This is a genomic window from Thermotoga sp. Mc24, assembly GCF_000784835.1.
GTDB lineage: Bacteria > Thermotogota > Thermotogae > Thermotogales > Thermotogaceae > Thermotoga.
In genome coordinates, this window is sequence record NZ_JSFH01000009.1 from 236790 (window position 1) to 251628 (window position 14839).

The following is a 14839-nucleotide window of genomic DNA, read 5'->3' on the forward strand; positions in this document are numbered from 1 at the left end:
CTTTAGCTCAGAAGCCAAACGTTCTCCACGAACACCCTCTTCAGACCCTTTTCGAGTGCCTTCTGTTTCACTCTCTCCATGTGATGTTTTCTGGTGGTTGGAAGATCGCTCATCAGGTGCTGAGGAGCGAACGCAAGGAGAACAAGGGGAATTTCTGGATCCACCGATGAAATGAACCCTGCGATTCCTTCTATTTCCTTTTCGTCGATGTAGTGAGGTATTACAAGAACACTGATAACAAGAAGTGGTATTTCTCTTCCCTTACCCATGGAGGAAACCAGCTGCACGTTCTCCATGATTCTTCTAACGGCACTCTTCCCGTCAACTCCGGTCAGCGCTTCATAAACCTCCGGTGAAAAGGCCTTCCAGTCTATCTTGACTATGCCACCACTTTCAAGACTGACTCTGGCCATCCTCTCCATGATCCTGGGATGAGCAAGACCATTCGTTTCCCAGCAGATCCTTCGGCGATTTCCCAGCTTCACGGCAAACTCCAGTGCGAACACAGTCCAGGGAGTGGGATCTCCCCCGAAAAAGCACACACAGGAGACGCGTGGTTTCATAGCTATCTCAACGAGTTCGTCGATGTCCATGATCTTTCCTTCGGATATCCTTTCGTCTTTCAACATGTACTTGTGATCTATGTTCTGACAGAAGAGGCAGTCGAGGTTGCATCCTGCGAAGAAGACTGCGAGATTGTAAAAGCCCCTGTGTTCTCTTTCCGGACAGATAGGTAGTGCGACGCAGTTCGTTGGATGGGGATCGTAGTACCAGTGAAGGAAGGCCTTCCTGTGAGAGCCTGTTATATAGGAGAGCCTGCCTCCTTCGTTTCTGAGAACGCCGCAAAATCCTGTTTTCCCTTCCGGTATCACGCACGAATTGACGCAGAGGAAACACACCTTTCCTTCTTCACGAGCCGGCCTTTCAACGGGAAGACCAATCTCTTCCCTCTTCTACGGGCTTCCCTTACAAAATCCAAATACCCTTTTCTCAGGCGCTATACACAAACCCCTACCGAATCGCCGATCTCATCAAGTGAAAGGCCACAGATTCTGGAGACTCCCACCTTGAAAGACTCTCCATAGCGAGTTCAAAAGAATGGATATCCCTGTTATGTTAACACCTCTTGACAAAGGGAGTAATTTTTTATTATGATATGGATGTAGAAAATTTTCTAATTACATATCCAATTTTGAAAAATCTTTTCAAGGGGGTGTTCAAGGTGAGAAAGTGGTTGTTTTTCATGGTTCTTCTGATCGTTGCGGGTCTCATGTTCGGAAAGGTGAACTTCGCGTCCACACAGATGACACCCGCTGCTGAAAGGGAGTTCATGCTCAACAAACTCGCGGAATTTTCGAAGAAGAGCGGTATCGATGTGGAGTTCCTCAACTTCGAGTATCCACAGCTCTACAGCAGGCTCCAGGCGGAGATCAGAGCCGGTAAAAATACGTTGAACCTGATTGCAGACCTCCAGGGAAACCTCTACATAATGGCTTCCGAAGGATTTCTGAGCGATCTCAAGGATCTCAAATTCGAAGGAAAAACCTTCATCGAGACGCTTGAGAAGTTCGCTTATGTGAAAGGTGAAAAGGTGTTCATTCCCTGGCTCCAGGCAACTTACGTGATGGCCGTTAACAAAAAGGCATTTGACTACCTGCCGCGCGGTCTTTCGAAAGAAGACGTCATCAGGGGGACGGAGAAGTGGACTTACGACGCTCTGCTCGAGTGGGCAAAGAACATCTATGAGAAGACGAAACAACCCCTTCTTGGCTTCCCGATCGGACCGAAGGGACTCTGGCACAGGTTCCTCCACGGCTACATCTATCCATCCTTCACGGGAGCGCAGGCTCTGAAGTTCGACAGTGTGAGGGCCGTTGAAATGTGGAACTATCTGAAGGAGCTCTTCAAATACGTACATCCGGCAAGCTCCACCTGGGACGGGATGGCCGATCCTCTCCTGAGAGAAGAAGTCTGGATCGCCTGGGATCACACTGCAAGACTCAAACCCGCGATCGTTGAAAAGCCTAACGATTTCGTTGTTGTACCGGTCCCAAGAGGGCCGATGGGTAGAGGGTACATCATAGTGCTCGTGGGCCTTGCCATACCGAAGGATGCGGACTTCGAAGAACCCGCGAAAGTGATAGACTTCCTCACTTCTCCAGAGATGCAGGTTGAAATCCTCAAGAACGTCGGTTTCTTCCCAGTGGTTCAGGAAGCCGTTGGTGCCGTGCCAGAAGGTGCCCTCAAAGTGCTCGCAGAAGGTGTGATAAATCAGTCCGCCACGAAGGATTCTATCGTTTCCTTCATACCGAGTCTTGGACCAAAGAGCGGAGAGTTCACCGAAACCTACAGAATGGCCTTCACGAGGATCGTCTTCCAGGGTGAAGACCCAGCGAAGGTAGTGAAGGAACTCGGTGAGCGAATCAGACAGCTGTTCAAAGAATCCGGAGCGGAACTTCCAGAACCCGACGCAAGTCTCTTCTGATACCCGGGGTGGGGATCCCCACCCCTTTTCCGGGGGTGCACCATGAGAGGGAAATGGATTTCTTTTCTTTTGATCCTTCCAGCTGTTCTTTATCTCGTTTTGTTGATGGGATATCCTCTCTTCGAAACGTTCAGACTCGCTTTTACAAGCGATGAAGGTTTTCTTGGAAATTTCAAGCGCCTTGTGGAGAATGGTGGTTTCTGGGGCGCCATGAAAAACACCATTCTTCTCACAGCAGTGATCGTTCCCCTTCAGCTCATATTCGCACTGGGACTCGCTCTTTTCGTCAATCAGAAGTTCAAAGGTTACACGACGGTACTTTACTTTATAGCGATCCCACTGGCTCTGAGTGATGTGACAGCAGCACTCATGAGTTACACTATATTTTCGCCGAACGGCTATCTCAACAAAATTCTCATGAATTTGCATCTGATAGAAAGACCCATTTATTTCTTTGGATACATGTTCAAAGCGAGGGAATTCTGGGTGATCGTTCTCACGGAGGTGTGGAGGGCTACTCCCCTTGTTTTCATCATCCTCCTGGCGGGTCTTCAGTCGATAAACAAAGAGTATCTCGAAGCTGCAGATCTCTTCGGTTTTTCAAGATGGAAGAAATTCACAAAGATCATACTCCCGCTCTTGAAACCATCGATCATGTCGGCGCTCCTTCTGAGGACTCTCTTCGCGTTTCAGATATTCGGTGTGGTGTGGCTTCTTGCGGGAAGAGACATTCCCGTTCTCGCTGGTGAGACCTACTACTGGTACACCTTCATGAACGACCCAAAGATGGCCAGTGCGTACGCTCTCGTGATCGCTCTTGTCACCATCGTGGTTAGCTGGTTTTACATCACCTTCCTCAGTGCAAAACATTTAGAGGGGGCTCGATGATGAAGAAGTTTTTCATAATTTTTCTTTCGGTGATCATTTCCCTGTGGTTTCTGACGCCGGTGTTCTTCATTGTTCTTGCGTCTCTAACACCGTCCTCGGATTACTACAATCCCAGCAGGATCTTTCCGAGTAGTCTCACACTGGAACATCTCTACAAGCTGTTCGTCACCCTCGGGGGTGGGAAAGCCACTCTGGTCAGTGTGCAGGTGGCGCTCATCTCGATAGGAATCTCTTTCCTGCTGGGGCTTCCAGCTGGATACGCCCTCACAAGGTACGTGTTTCCGGGAAAAAACATCATCAGACTTTCCATGCTTATGACAAGATCGATTCCGTTGATTGTGGTGGCGGTACCTCTTGTGGTTCTTTACATGAGGTTTAACCTCGCGGATACCACGCTTGGTGTGGCACTGGCTCACGCTTCCATGATACTTCCGTTCGTCGTTCTCATCACATCCAGTGTTTTCTCCGGAATCTCTGTCGAATACGAAGAAGCGGGGATGGTCTTCGGTCTCAGCAGATTCCAGGCGTTTATAAGGATCACGCTGCCTCTTGCTCTTCCTGGCCTCGCCGCATCTGCCATATTCGCCTTCATCATGTCCTGGAACGAAGTCTTCGCTTCTTCGATCCTCACACTCACGAACAGAACACTTCCAGCACACATTCTGAACACCGCCATGGCATCACCGGACTACTTCAAGTTCGCTGCGGGAACGATCATGGCCGTTCCTGCGATGGTCTTCATATTCTTCATAAGGAAATATCTTGTAAGCATGTGGGGTATCACCCTGAAATGAGAGGTGATCGATCTTGGCGCAGGTGAAAATAGACGGAGTGAAGAAATATTTCGGGAATGTGAGGGCTCTCGATGGAATCGACCTTGTCGTGAACGAAGGGGAGTTCCTCGTTCTTCTCGGTCCATCTGGTTGTGGAAAGACGACCCTTCTGAGGTGTATAGCGGGTCTCGAACAGGTGACCGGGGGAAAGATCTTTTTCAACGATCGCGACGTGACGAACCTTCCTCCAAAGGACAGGAACATTTCGATGGTCTTCCAGAGCTACGCGGTGTGGCCCCACATGAAGGTGTACGACAACATCGCGTATCCTCTGAAACTGAAAAAAGTCCCGAAAGAGGAGATAGAAAAGAGGGTAAAGTGGGCAGCGGATCTCCTTCACATCTCCGAACTCCTCGACAGGTACCCCGCACAGCTCTCCGGAGGTCAGAGACAGAGGGTTGCCGTTGCCCGAGCGATCGTTCACGAACCCGAAGTACTCCTGATGGACGAGCCTCTTTCCAATCTGGACGCACTTTTGAGGGTGAAGATGAGAAGCGAGCTGAAAAAGCTTCAGGAAAGAATTGGAGTCACCACCATCTATGTGACTCATGACCAGACAGAGGCCATGACGATGGGAGACAGAATCGCGGTGATGAACCAGGGAAAGCTTCAGCAGGTTGGAACGCCCTCTGAGATCTATCACCATCCGGTGAACATCTTCGTCGCTGGTTTTGTGGGATCACCGCAGATGAACTTCTTAGAGATGGAAGTGAGGTCGGAAGGCAGCAACGTTGTTCTCCAAAACGGTGAGATAAAGATTCCTGCGAAGATCGATCCCGGTGTGAAAAAAGTGATTCTTGGCATTCGACCGGAGAACATCTATCTGGAGGAAAAACCGAACACTCTGAAGCTGGAAGGAGAGGTTTATTTCGCCGAGAAACTCATGTCGGATACGATTCTCCATCTCAACGTTGGAAGTGAGAAGATCGTCGCAAAAATTCCAGGGGATGTGGATTTCAGAAGCGGTGAGAAGATCACGTTTTTCCTGGACGTTGAAAAGATCCATCTCTTTCACCCTGAGACGGGAGAGAGAATCTCATGAAAGTGAAGGTGGTTGTTCACAACCACTGGGACAGAGAGTGGTTCACCTCTTCTGAAGTGACCTCTAAATGGCTGAAAGAAGTTTTTTTCAGAGTGAAAGAGCTTGTTCAGAAGAATCCAGAATTCGTGTACGTTCTGGATGGCCAAACAGCTGCGGTTGAAGATCTCCTCGTTTACCATCCGGACCTCGAAGAAGATCTCAGAGAGCTTGTGAGATCTGGAAGACTCCTTGTTGGTCCGTATTATATCCAGATAGACTGGAGAATTCCGGGTGAAGCTTCCATTTTGAAAAACTTCGAGATAGGAGAAAAAGACACGAATCGTTTTGGACGACGCATGAACGCCGGATGGCTTCTCGACAGTTTCGGTCACATATCACAGGAACCTCAACTGCACAGAATCTTTGGAATAGAAAAGGTCTTTCTGTGGAGGGGAATTTCCTTCGAAAACGACGGGATCTCCCAGGAGTTTTTCTGGAAAGGAAGCGATGGAACGGCTGTCCAGGGTGTTTTCCTCGTGGGAGGATACAGGAACCTCTACAATTTGAAGGAAACGCAGGATATCGCGGAGAAGAGACTGAAACACGAGGTGGAAAAACTCGCAAAATTCTCGAGATCTGGAGAAATTCTTCTTCTCGACGGATACGATATAGATCTCTCTCCCGAGGATCCCAAAGATTATCTGAACGTTGAGATTGTCTCACCAGAAGAGTTTCCCGAGAGATTCCCTGAAAATGCCCCCACCCTCTCTGGAGAGCTCCTTTCTGGAAGGTACGCCTGCGTCTTTCCAGGGACACTCTCCACAAGAGCTTATCTGAAGCTTGAAAGTGATCTTGTAGAGAAGCTTTTGAAAATGAACGATCTTCTCTCTGTTTTGAACGGAGAGGAGTTAAGTGATCTTTTCTGGAGGGATTACCTGAAAACTCTCGCGCACGACAACAGCTGCGGTGTTTGTGCTGACCCCGTCCACGAAAAAATGGAGAGAACGTACAGAAACGTGTATTTCCTTGTGAAATCTTCTGTTGAATCCAGGCTGAGGCACCTTGTAGAGCGTTTAGGTCTTGAGAAGGGAACCTACGCACTCTCTCTATCGCCCTTTTCCTACAACCATCACTTCTGCGATGGCGAGAGGACATTCCTGTTGAAAACAAACGGTGCAGGGCTGTTCAAAACAGAAGTTGCCGACGAGAAGAAAGAAGTGAAGGAACTCACCTGGGAAAACGAATACTACAGAGCCTATTTTGAAGGAGACGGCACACTTGTTCTGAATAACAGGAAAGCGGGTGTTTTGAAACTGTTCAAAGAAGATGGTGACGCTTACACCACCTCTGTTGAAGAAACTGATTTTTCGATTTCTCTGGAGAAGATGAGAACAGTTTTGCAGACGAAACACTCGATGGTGGTGGAACTGGAAAGAACGATACGTTCCTCGCAATGCCTGATCGAGACGAAAGAACGCGTGATCTTCGATGAAACCCCGCTCGTGAAGTGGCGTATCGCGTTGAAGATAAAGGGGAAAAACTACAAGCTTTCAATGGTTTATGAAACGGGAAGTGGCGAAATCTTCGCGAAGATGCCTTTTGACGTGGTGAAAAGGAAAGAAAAAGACTCCTACCTTCTTCCTGAAACACCTCCTGAGGAACTGAAGGGGATTTTGCTTGCAGCAAGAGAAACAGGTGAAGTGAGGGAATTTCCGTTTCAGGGGTTTGTGTCCGTCTGGAGTGAAGAAAGTTCAAAGACTATTCTCGCAAGAGGTCTTAGAGAGTACTGGATGGAAGAAGGAAAAGTACACGTCACTTTGAGCAGGTCCGTTGAGTGGATAGCAAAAGAGGTTAAAAACAGAGTTGGTGACGCGGGACCCATGATGTATGTTCCGGGGGCAAAGTGTGAAGGAGTTTTCACAGTGGATCTTGCGTTCATGGAACTGCCGGTTCATCCACGTAGCGAAGAGTTCTTCAGATGGTACCTTCTCTTCGATAATCCTCCTCTTCTTTTAGATGTTGAAGCTGACGGCACCGAAAAGGAGAAAACTTTCTTCTTCTCTTCTCTCCCCTGGGCCGGTGTGAAGGATCGGTATCACCTCTGGGTGTACAATCCGTACCTCGAAGAAATAGAAGGTCTGAGACCGCTTCAGATAGGTGAGAAATCGATAGAGTCTCTCTCAGAGAAACAATGCTTTGTTTCGAGACTGAACATTTTGAATTTCCCGGAGTTTCCCGTTGTTTCCGTGGAAAAGAACCCGGAAGGTGAAGTGATCGAATTTTTGAAAGAAACGCTCTCCAGCCTCGAAGATGAAATTACCAATCTTGAGGGAAAGGACGATCCTCGATCGAAGCATCGGCTCTTCTCTCTTCTGAGAACGAAAAAGGAAATAGAACTTTCCCTTCAGTATCTGATAGATGTCGAGAAAACAGCGAGAGAGCTGAACGAGCTTCGAATGAAGAGAAGAACCTACGACTACGTGGTGGAACTCTTTGAAAGCGAGGAGAGAGAATGAAAATAGCGCTCATTCACTACCGGGGAGGTCTCATGGATGGTGTCTCACTCGAGATGGAAAAGTGGAAGAAGGTTCTCACAAAGATGGGCCACGAAGTCCACATCGTTGCCGGAAACAAGAAAGAGGGAGTCGATCTCACTCTAAAGGAGATCGGTTTTGAAAATCCAGATTTTGAAAGGGTAAACAGGAACTTCTTCGGAGGAATAAAAGATTTCCTCAGTGAAAAAGAGTTTCTCGATTTCTTGAAAGAAAAAGAGGAAGAGCTCTTCCACATCCTGAACGAAGCCTTGAAAGATTACGATCTCATCGTTCCCAACAACATCTGGTCCCTTGGACTCTTTCCGTCCCTGGGCCTTGCCCTTTCGAGATTGGAAAAGAACTTCGTCGCGCATCACCACGATTTTTGGTGGGAGAGGAAACATCTGATTCCGGAAAACAGAAGATTCAGGGAGATCCTTGATAAACACTTCCCTCCAGATCTTCCAAACGTGAAACACGTTGTCATAAACACGATCGCTCAAAGGGAGCTTAAAAGACGCAGAAACATCGATTCTGTCGTGGTGCCAAACGTCATGGATTTCAGCTCTCCCATCACTTCTGAAGAGATGTACCACAGGGTGAGAGAAGAACTTCAGATAGCGCCTGGCACGATTGTGGCCCTCCAGGCAACCAGAATCGATAGAAGAAAAGCGATCGAACTTTCGATAGATGTGGTGTCACTTCTGAAGGAAACACTGACATCGAAAAAAGAAGCTGATCTCTACAACGGAGAGAGATACAGCGGAGAAGTGATCCTTCTCTTTTCCGGTATCTGCGAAGACGAAGAGTATCTGAAAGAACTCAAAGAATACGCTTCTTCAAAAGGAGTATCGCTTCTTGTCCTGAGCGAGGAAGTGAGAAAAAACACCTCTTTGTTCTGGAAGCTCTACAACGTCGCTGATTTTGTCACGTATCCATCGATACTCGAGGGATGGGGGAATCAGCTTCTGGAAGCGATCGCAGCCAAAAAGCCCGTGGTGCTTTTCGAGTACGAAGTCTTCAAATCAGATATAAAACCAGCCGGCCTGAAATACGTCAGTCTTGGAGATCGATGCTTCAGAGAGAACGGCCTTGTAAAGGTGGACGAGAGGATTTTGAAAAAGGCCGTCGAGGAAATTTCTCGTCTCCTCTTCGATCCGTCTCTTTACAGGGAGACTGTCGAACACAACTTCGAAGTGGGAAAGAGGCACTTCAGTTTAGAGAGACTGGAAGACATACTGAGCAGGGAGGTATTACCATGAAAGTGGTTGTGGGGATACCGAGTTACAACAACGCCGAAACGATTTCTCACGTTGCGAGAACAGCGGCGCAGGGAATTGTAGATTTCTTCGATGGTGATGGTATGATCGTGAACTCCGATGGAGGATCGGCAGATGGGACAAGAGAGCGCTTCATGGAGACCGATACTTTCGGTCTTCCCAAAGAGAGCTTCGTTTATGAAGGTATTCCCGGAAAGGGAAGCGCGATGAGAGCGATCATGGAGTTTGCCCTGAAGCAGGATGCGGAGGCGGTCGTCTTTCTCGACGCGGATCTTCGAAGCGTCAAACCCTGGTGGGTGGAAAGACTCGCAGGACCTGTTTTGAAAGGGGAGGCAGATTACGTCACTCCCTTCTACCTGAGGCACAGGTTCGACGGCACGATCACGAACAACGTGTGTTTTCCTATGACGGCTGTTCTCTACGGTAAAAAGGTGCGCCAGCCCATTGGTGGGGATTTCGGTGTGGGAAGAAAGCTCCTCGAGATTTACCTGGGAAAGCCAAAAGAGATCTGGAACACGGACGTTGCAAGATTCGGGATCGACATATGGATGACCACAACCGCCATAAACGAATCTGGAAGGGTTGTTCAGGCAGCTCTTGGAACCAAGGTGCACGACGTGAAGGACCCGGGAAAACACCTTAAAGGAATGTTCCTTCAGGTCGTGGGAACGCTTTTTGAACTTGTGATCACCTACGAAAACGTCTGGAAAGAAATATGGAAAATAGAAGACGTTCCCATCTATGGTGAAACTCCTCAAGAGGAAGTTCCTTCTATGAGTATAGACATTGGAAACCTCAAAAAACTCGCAAGAGAAACCCTTGAAGAAGTGGAATACATAGATCGCGGTATCCTGTCGGAAGTGAAAGAGAGCGGTACACTGAGCCTCTCTTCCTGGGTCGACACCCTCTACAGGAGCGCTGTTCAGTACAGGAAAACAAGGGACAAAAAAGTGGTGGAAAATCTTCTGCCGTTCTACTTCGCGAGAACCGCACGCTTTGCGGAAGAGGTAAAATCTCTATCGGATGAAGAGGCAGAAAGGTACGTGTACGAACAGCTCGATGTGTTTCTGGAGAAGAAACACTCGCTCAGGGAGGAATGGAAAGTTGAAGATAAGAGATAAAATTCTGAACGTCTACACACAGTTCAGTCCTGCAGAGCGCAAAGTCGCGGATTACGTGCTCGAAAGGCCGGACGATGTCATCCACTACTCGATCACAGAGTTCGCAAAGATCGTGGGTGTGAGCGAAACCACGATTCACAGGATGATCAAAAAGCTCGATTTCGAAGGTTACCAGGCCTTCAAGATCGCACTTGCAAGAGAACTCAGCGGGCTCGAAGAAACCATAGAAAGAAGAGATTTCATAGACGAGGAGATAGACATCCTCAGAAGGCTCAAGGACACCCTCGATATGAAGAACGTGGAAAAGGCGGTGGAGTGGATACTCTCCGCCCACCGCATTCTTTTCTTCGGTGTGGGACTCTCGGGAGTGGTTTCTGAGTACGCGAGCCTGAAGTTCTCTCTTCTTGGCTTCCACACGTTCTTTTCCAACGACCCGCACGTTCAGGTGATAGAGGCCGTGAATCTGACCGGTGAAGACCTGGTGATCTCGATCAGTCACACGGGAAACATCAGAGACACGGTGAAATCCACCCAGGTGGCAAAAGACATGGGAGCGAAGACGATCGCAATCACAACGAACAGACAGTCAGAACTCGCCAAGGTGGTTCATCTGGTGCTTCAAAGCCCGCCCGTGAAGTACGACACCTACGAATTCCTCAGGGAGAACATCGGAGAGATCGCCGTTGTGGATGTGCTCTTCAAGGAAACGTTCCAAAGAATATACCGGGAGAGGAAGAAACACTTCGAAAACCTGGAAGGAGTGTTCAAACCGAAGAGATTTTGAGATTTTAGATTCTAATCGGAAATAATTGCTCACTTTCACAAATAAAACTCGAAAATCACGAAAAATAGGACTTGACTTTGCAGAAGTCCGAATGGTACATTTTTTCTCGATGACCCTGATAAATAAGTAAAGTTTACTAATTAACGGGAGGTATCGGTATGCGTAGATTTATGTTCATTTTATTGATCGTTGAGCTCTCTTTCGTTCTCTTTGCAAGTGACGAGTTCGTGAAAGTGGAAAACGGAAAATTCGCTCTGAACGGAAAAGAATTCAGATTCATTGGAAGCAACAACTACTACATGCACTACAAGAGCAACAGAATGATAGACAGTGTTCTGGAGAGTGCCAGAGACATGGGTATAAAGGTCCTCAGAATCTGGGGTTTCCTCGACGGGGAGAGTTACTGCAGAGACAAGAACACCTACATGCATCCTGAGCCCGGTGTTTTCGGGGTGCCAGAAGGAATATCGAACGCCCAGAGCGGTTTCGAAAGACTCGACTACACAGTTGCGAAAGCGAAAGAACTCGGTATAAAACTTGTCATTGTTCTTGTGAACAACTGGGACGACTTCGGTGGAATGAACCAGTACGTGAGGTGGTTTGGAGGAACCCATCACGACGATTTCTACAGAGATGAGAAGATCAAAGAAGAGTACAAAAAGTACGTCTCCTTCCTCGTAAACCATGTCAATACCTACACGGGTGTTCCTTACAGGGAAGAGCCCACCATCATGGCATGGGAACTGGCAAACGAGCCCAGGTGTGAAACGGACAAGTCTGGTAACACACTCGTTGAATGGGTAGAGGAGATGAGTGCTTACATAAAGAGTCTGGATCCAAACCACCTGGTTGCCGTGGGAGACGAGGGATTCTTCAACAACTACGAAGGCTTCAAACCTTACGGTGGAGAGGCCGAGTGGGCCTACAACGGCTGGTCCGGTGTTGACTGGAAGAAGCTCCTTTCGATAGAGACGGTGGACTTCGGCACGTTCCACCTCTATCCGTCCCACTGGGGTGTCAGTCCAGAGAACTATGCCCAGTGGGGAGCGAAGTGGATAGAAGACCACATAAAGATCGCAAAAGAGATCGGAAAACCCGTTGTTCTGGAAGAATATGGAATTCCAAAGAGTGCGCCAGTTAACAGAACGGCCATCTACAGACTCTGGAACGATCTGGTCTACGATCTCGGTGGAGATGGAGCGATGTTTTGGATGCTCGCGGGAATCGGGGAAGGCTGGGACAAGGATGAAAGGGGGTACTATCCGGACTACGACGGTTTCAGAATAGTGAACGACGACAGTCCAGAAGCGGAACTGATCAGAGAATACGCGAAGCTGTTCAACACAGGTGAAGACATAAGAGAAGACACCTGCTCTTTCATCCTTCCAAAAGACGGCATGGAGATCAAAAAGACCGTGGAAGTGAGAGTTGGTGTTTTCGACTACAGCAACACGTTTGAAAAGTTGTCTGTCAAAGTCGAAGATCTGGTTTTTGAAAATGAGATAGAGCATCTCGGATACGGAATTTACGGCTTCGATCTCGACACAACCCGGATCCCGGATGGAGAACATGAAATGTTCCTTGAAGGCCACTTTCAGGGAAAGACGGTGAAAGACTCTATCAAAGCGAAAGTGGTGAACGAAGCGCGGTACGTGCTCGCAGAGGAGGTTGATTTTTCCTCTTCAGAGGAGGTGAAAAGCTGGTGGAACAGCGGAACCTGGCAGGCAGAGTTCGGGTCACCTGACATTGAATGGAACGGTGAGGTGGGAAATGGAGCACTGCAGCTGAACGTGAAACTGCCCGGAAAGAGCGACTGGGAAGAAGTGAGAGTAGCAAGGAAGTTCGAAAGACTCTCAGAATGTGAGATCCTCGAGTACGACATCTACATTCCAAACGTCGAGGGACTCAAGGGAAGGTTGAGGCCGTACGCGGTTCTGAACCCCGGCTGGGTGAAGATAGGCCTCGACATGAACAACGCGAACGTGGAAAGTGCGGAGATCATCACTTTCGGCGGAAAAGAGTACAGAAGATTCCATGTAAGAATTGAGTTCGACAGAACAGCGGGGGTGAAAGAACTTCACATAGGAATTGTCGGTGATCATCTGAGGTACGATGGACCGATTTTCATCGATAATGTGAGACTTTATAAAAGAACAGGAGGTATGTGAATATGAAAAGATTTTTACTGGTATTCGTGGTTGTTTTTCTTTTCTCAAGTCTGTTCTCCCAAGTTTTAGAACGAAACGAAACTATGTACTATGGAGGTTCTCTGTGGTCTCCTCCTTCTAATTGGAATCCGTTCACTCCGTGGAATGCGGTACCAGGAACAACTGGACTTGTCTATGAAACAATGTTCTTTTACGATCCACTCACTGGAAATTTTGATCCATGGCTTGCAGAAAAAGGTGAATGGTTAGACAGTAAGACTTACAGGGTTGTATTGAGAGAGGGTATATACTGGCATGATAATGTTCCATTGACATCAGAAGACGTTCGATTTACTTTCGAAATAGCTAAGAAGTACAAGGGAATACATTACAGTAGTGTTTGGGAATGGCTTGATCATATTGAAACACCCGACAACAGAACCGTCATTTTTGTGTTCAAAGATCCTCGATATCATGAATGGAATGAACTCCTCTATACACTTCCAATTGTTCCAAAACATATTTGGGAAGGAAAAGATGAAACCACTATACTTCAATCATCAAATGAGTATCCATTGGGATCAGGTCCATATGCTGCTCACTCGTGGGACCAGAATAGAATGGTTTTCGAGCGTTTTGAGAACTGGTGGGGAACAAAAGTTATGGGTGTGAAACCTGCCCCGAAATACGTTGTCATAGTAAGAGTCCTCAGTAATAACGTGGCGCTCGGTATGTTGATGAAAGGAGAACTGGACTTCAGTAATTTCATGCTCCCAGGTGTTCCTATTTTGAAAAAAGTGTATAATCTCAACACATGGTACGATGAACCACCGTATCACCTCTCATCAACAGTTGTTGGTCTTTTCCTCAATGCACGAAAATATCCTCTTAGCCTTCCCGAGTTCAGAAGAGCAATTGCTATGTCAATAAATGTAGATCCAATAGTTCAAAGAGTCTATGAAGGAGCCGTCTTAAAGGCAGATCCACTCGGTTTTCTTCCAAATTCTGTTTGGATGAAGTATTATCCAAAAGAAGTTGTAGAAAAGTATGGTTTCAAATACGATCCTGAAGAGGCGAAAAGTATCCTTGATAAGCTTGGATTCAGGGATGTAAACGGAGATGGTTTCAGAGAAACCCCAGATGGAAAACCCATTAAGTTCACCATAGAGTGTCCGTATGGATGGACCGACTGGATGCAGGCAATTCAGGTGATAGTAGATCAACTCAAGGTGGTTGGAATAAACGCTGAACCATACTTTCCGGATTCTTCCAAATACTATGAAAACATGTATAAAGGAGAATTCGATATAGAAATGAATGCCAATGGAACAGGTATAAGCAGCACTCCCTGGACATATTTCAACACAATTTTCTATCCTGATGCTTTAGAATCTGAATTCTCTTACACAGGAAATTATGGAAGATACCAAAACCCCAAGGTCGAAAATTTACTCGAAGAACTCAACAGGACTCCACTTGACAACGTTGAGAAAATCACCGAACTCTGTGGAAAACTTGGAGAGATCCTTTTAAAAGATCTACCTTTCATCCCTCTCTGGTATGGAGCGATGGCGTTTATAACACAAGATAACGTTTGGACTAATTGGCCTAACGAACATAATCCATATGCCTGGCCATGTGGTTGGGCCAACTGGTGGCAGACCGGTGCCTTGAAAATTCTATTTAATCTCAAACCGGCAAAATAAATTTTCCCCCACCCTCTTGGGTGGGGCTCTAAATCTAAGG

11 protein-coding genes are annotated in these 14839 nt (G+C 47.4%); 10 read left to right on the top strand and 1 reads right to left on the bottom strand.

The features are described 5' to 3' along the window. Positions 1–2: 2 nt before the first annotated feature. Entirely contained in the window at positions 3–872 is an 870-nt protein-coding gene (locus MC24_RS05405; RefSeq protein WP_235280313.1) for a radical SAM protein, read from the bottom strand. 350 nt (positions 873–1222) lie between these two features. On the opposite strand from MC24_RS05405, the gene MC24_RS05410 reads away from it, so the two are divergent. The 10 genes from MC24_RS05410 (at position 1223) to MC24_RS05455 (ending at position 14799) form a co-directional block, all read left to right on the top strand. Continuing rightward, complete coding sequence (locus tag MC24_RS05410; protein WP_004080042.1) at positions 1223–2485, top strand: ABC transporter substrate-binding protein; 1263 nt, start codon at positions 1223–1225, stop codon at positions 2483–2485. A gap of 42 nt (positions 2486–2527) precedes the next feature. Continuing rightward, on the top strand, positions 2528–3373 hold the full coding sequence (locus MC24_RS05415; RefSeq protein WP_004080044.1) for a carbohydrate ABC transporter permease: 846 nt from the start codon (positions 2528–2530) through the stop codon (positions 3371–3373). Next, positions 3370–4167 carry a carbohydrate ABC transporter permease gene (locus tag MC24_RS05420; RefSeq protein WP_010865285.1) on the top strand — a complete coding sequence of 266 codons (798 nt, stop codon included), beginning with the start codon at positions 3370–3372 and terminating at the stop codon, positions 4165–4167. The genes MC24_RS05415 and MC24_RS05420 overlap by 4 nt, the downstream gene beginning before the upstream one ends. 13 nt (positions 4168–4180) lie before the next feature. Further along, the gene (locus MC24_RS05425) at positions 4181–5248 is read left to right on the top strand and encodes an ABC transporter ATP-binding protein (RefSeq protein ID WP_038053254.1); all 1068 of its coding nucleotides are present in this window, start codon (positions 4181–4183) and stop codon (positions 5246–5248) included. Next, positions 5245–7743, top strand: a complete 2499-nt coding sequence (locus MC24_RS05430) for an alpha-mannosidase (protein WP_004080050.1) — start codon at positions 5245–5247, stop codon at positions 7741–7743. Before MC24_RS05425 ends, MC24_RS05430 begins: the two co-directional genes overlap by 4 nt. After that, entirely contained in the window at positions 7740–9023 is a 1284-nt protein-coding gene (mggS, locus tag MC24_RS05435; RefSeq protein WP_038053258.1) for a mannosylglucosylglycerate synthase, read from the top strand. The genes MC24_RS05430 and mggS overlap by 4 nt, the downstream gene beginning before the upstream one ends. After that, positions 9020–10162, top strand: coding sequence for a glycosyltransferase (locus MC24_RS05440; protein WP_012311203.1), 1143 nt, complete (start codon positions 9020–9022; stop codon positions 10160–10162). The genes mggS and MC24_RS05440 overlap by 4 nt, the downstream gene beginning before the upstream one ends. Beyond that, a complete protein-coding gene (locus MC24_RS05445; RefSeq protein WP_004080056.1) occupies positions 10146–10946 on the top strand; it encodes a MurR/RpiR family transcriptional regulator in 801 nt (266 codons plus the stop codon). The genes MC24_RS05440 and MC24_RS05445 overlap by 17 nt, the downstream gene beginning before the upstream one ends. 158 nt (positions 10947–11104) lie before the next feature. After that, complete coding sequence (locus tag MC24_RS05450; RefSeq protein ID WP_038053260.1) at positions 11105–13114, top strand: glycoside hydrolase 5 family protein; 2010 nt, start codon at positions 11105–11107, stop codon at positions 13112–13114. Positions 13115–13116: 2 nt separating this feature from the next. Continuing rightward, on the top strand, positions 13117–14799 hold the full coding sequence (locus MC24_RS05455) for an ABC transporter substrate-binding protein (protein WP_038053263.1): 1683 nt from the start codon (positions 13117–13119) through the stop codon (positions 14797–14799). Positions 14800–14839: the final 40 nt, after the last annotated feature.

Excerpts from the sequence above, each read along its gene's own strand:
- MC24_RS05420 (WP_010865285.1), top strand. The coding sequence starts at position 3,370 with ATGATGAAGAAGTTTTTCATAATTTTTCTTTCGGTGATCATTTCCCTG.
- MC24_RS05430 (WP_004080050.1), top strand. The coding sequence starts at position 5,245 with ATGAAAGTGAAGGTGGTTGTTCACAACCACTGGGACAGAGAGTGGTTC.
- MC24_RS05440 (WP_012311203.1), top strand. The coding sequence starts at position 9,020 with ATGAAAGTGGTTGTGGGGATACCGAGTTACAACAACGCCGAAACGATT.
- MC24_RS05415 (WP_004080044.1), top strand. The coding sequence starts at position 2,528 with ATGAGAGGGAAATGGATTTCTTTTCTTTTGATCCTTCCAGCTGTTCTT.
- MC24_RS05455 (WP_038053263.1), top strand. The coding sequence starts at position 13,117 with ATGAAAAGATTTTTACTGGTATTCGTGGTTGTTTTTCTTTTCTCAAGT.
- MC24_RS05450 (WP_038053260.1), top strand. The coding sequence starts at position 11,105 with ATGCGTAGATTTATGTTCATTTTATTGATCGTTGAGCTCTCTTTCGTT.
- mggS (WP_038053258.1), top strand. The coding sequence starts at position 7,740 with ATGAAAATAGCGCTCATTCACTACCGGGGAGGTCTCATGGATGGTGTC.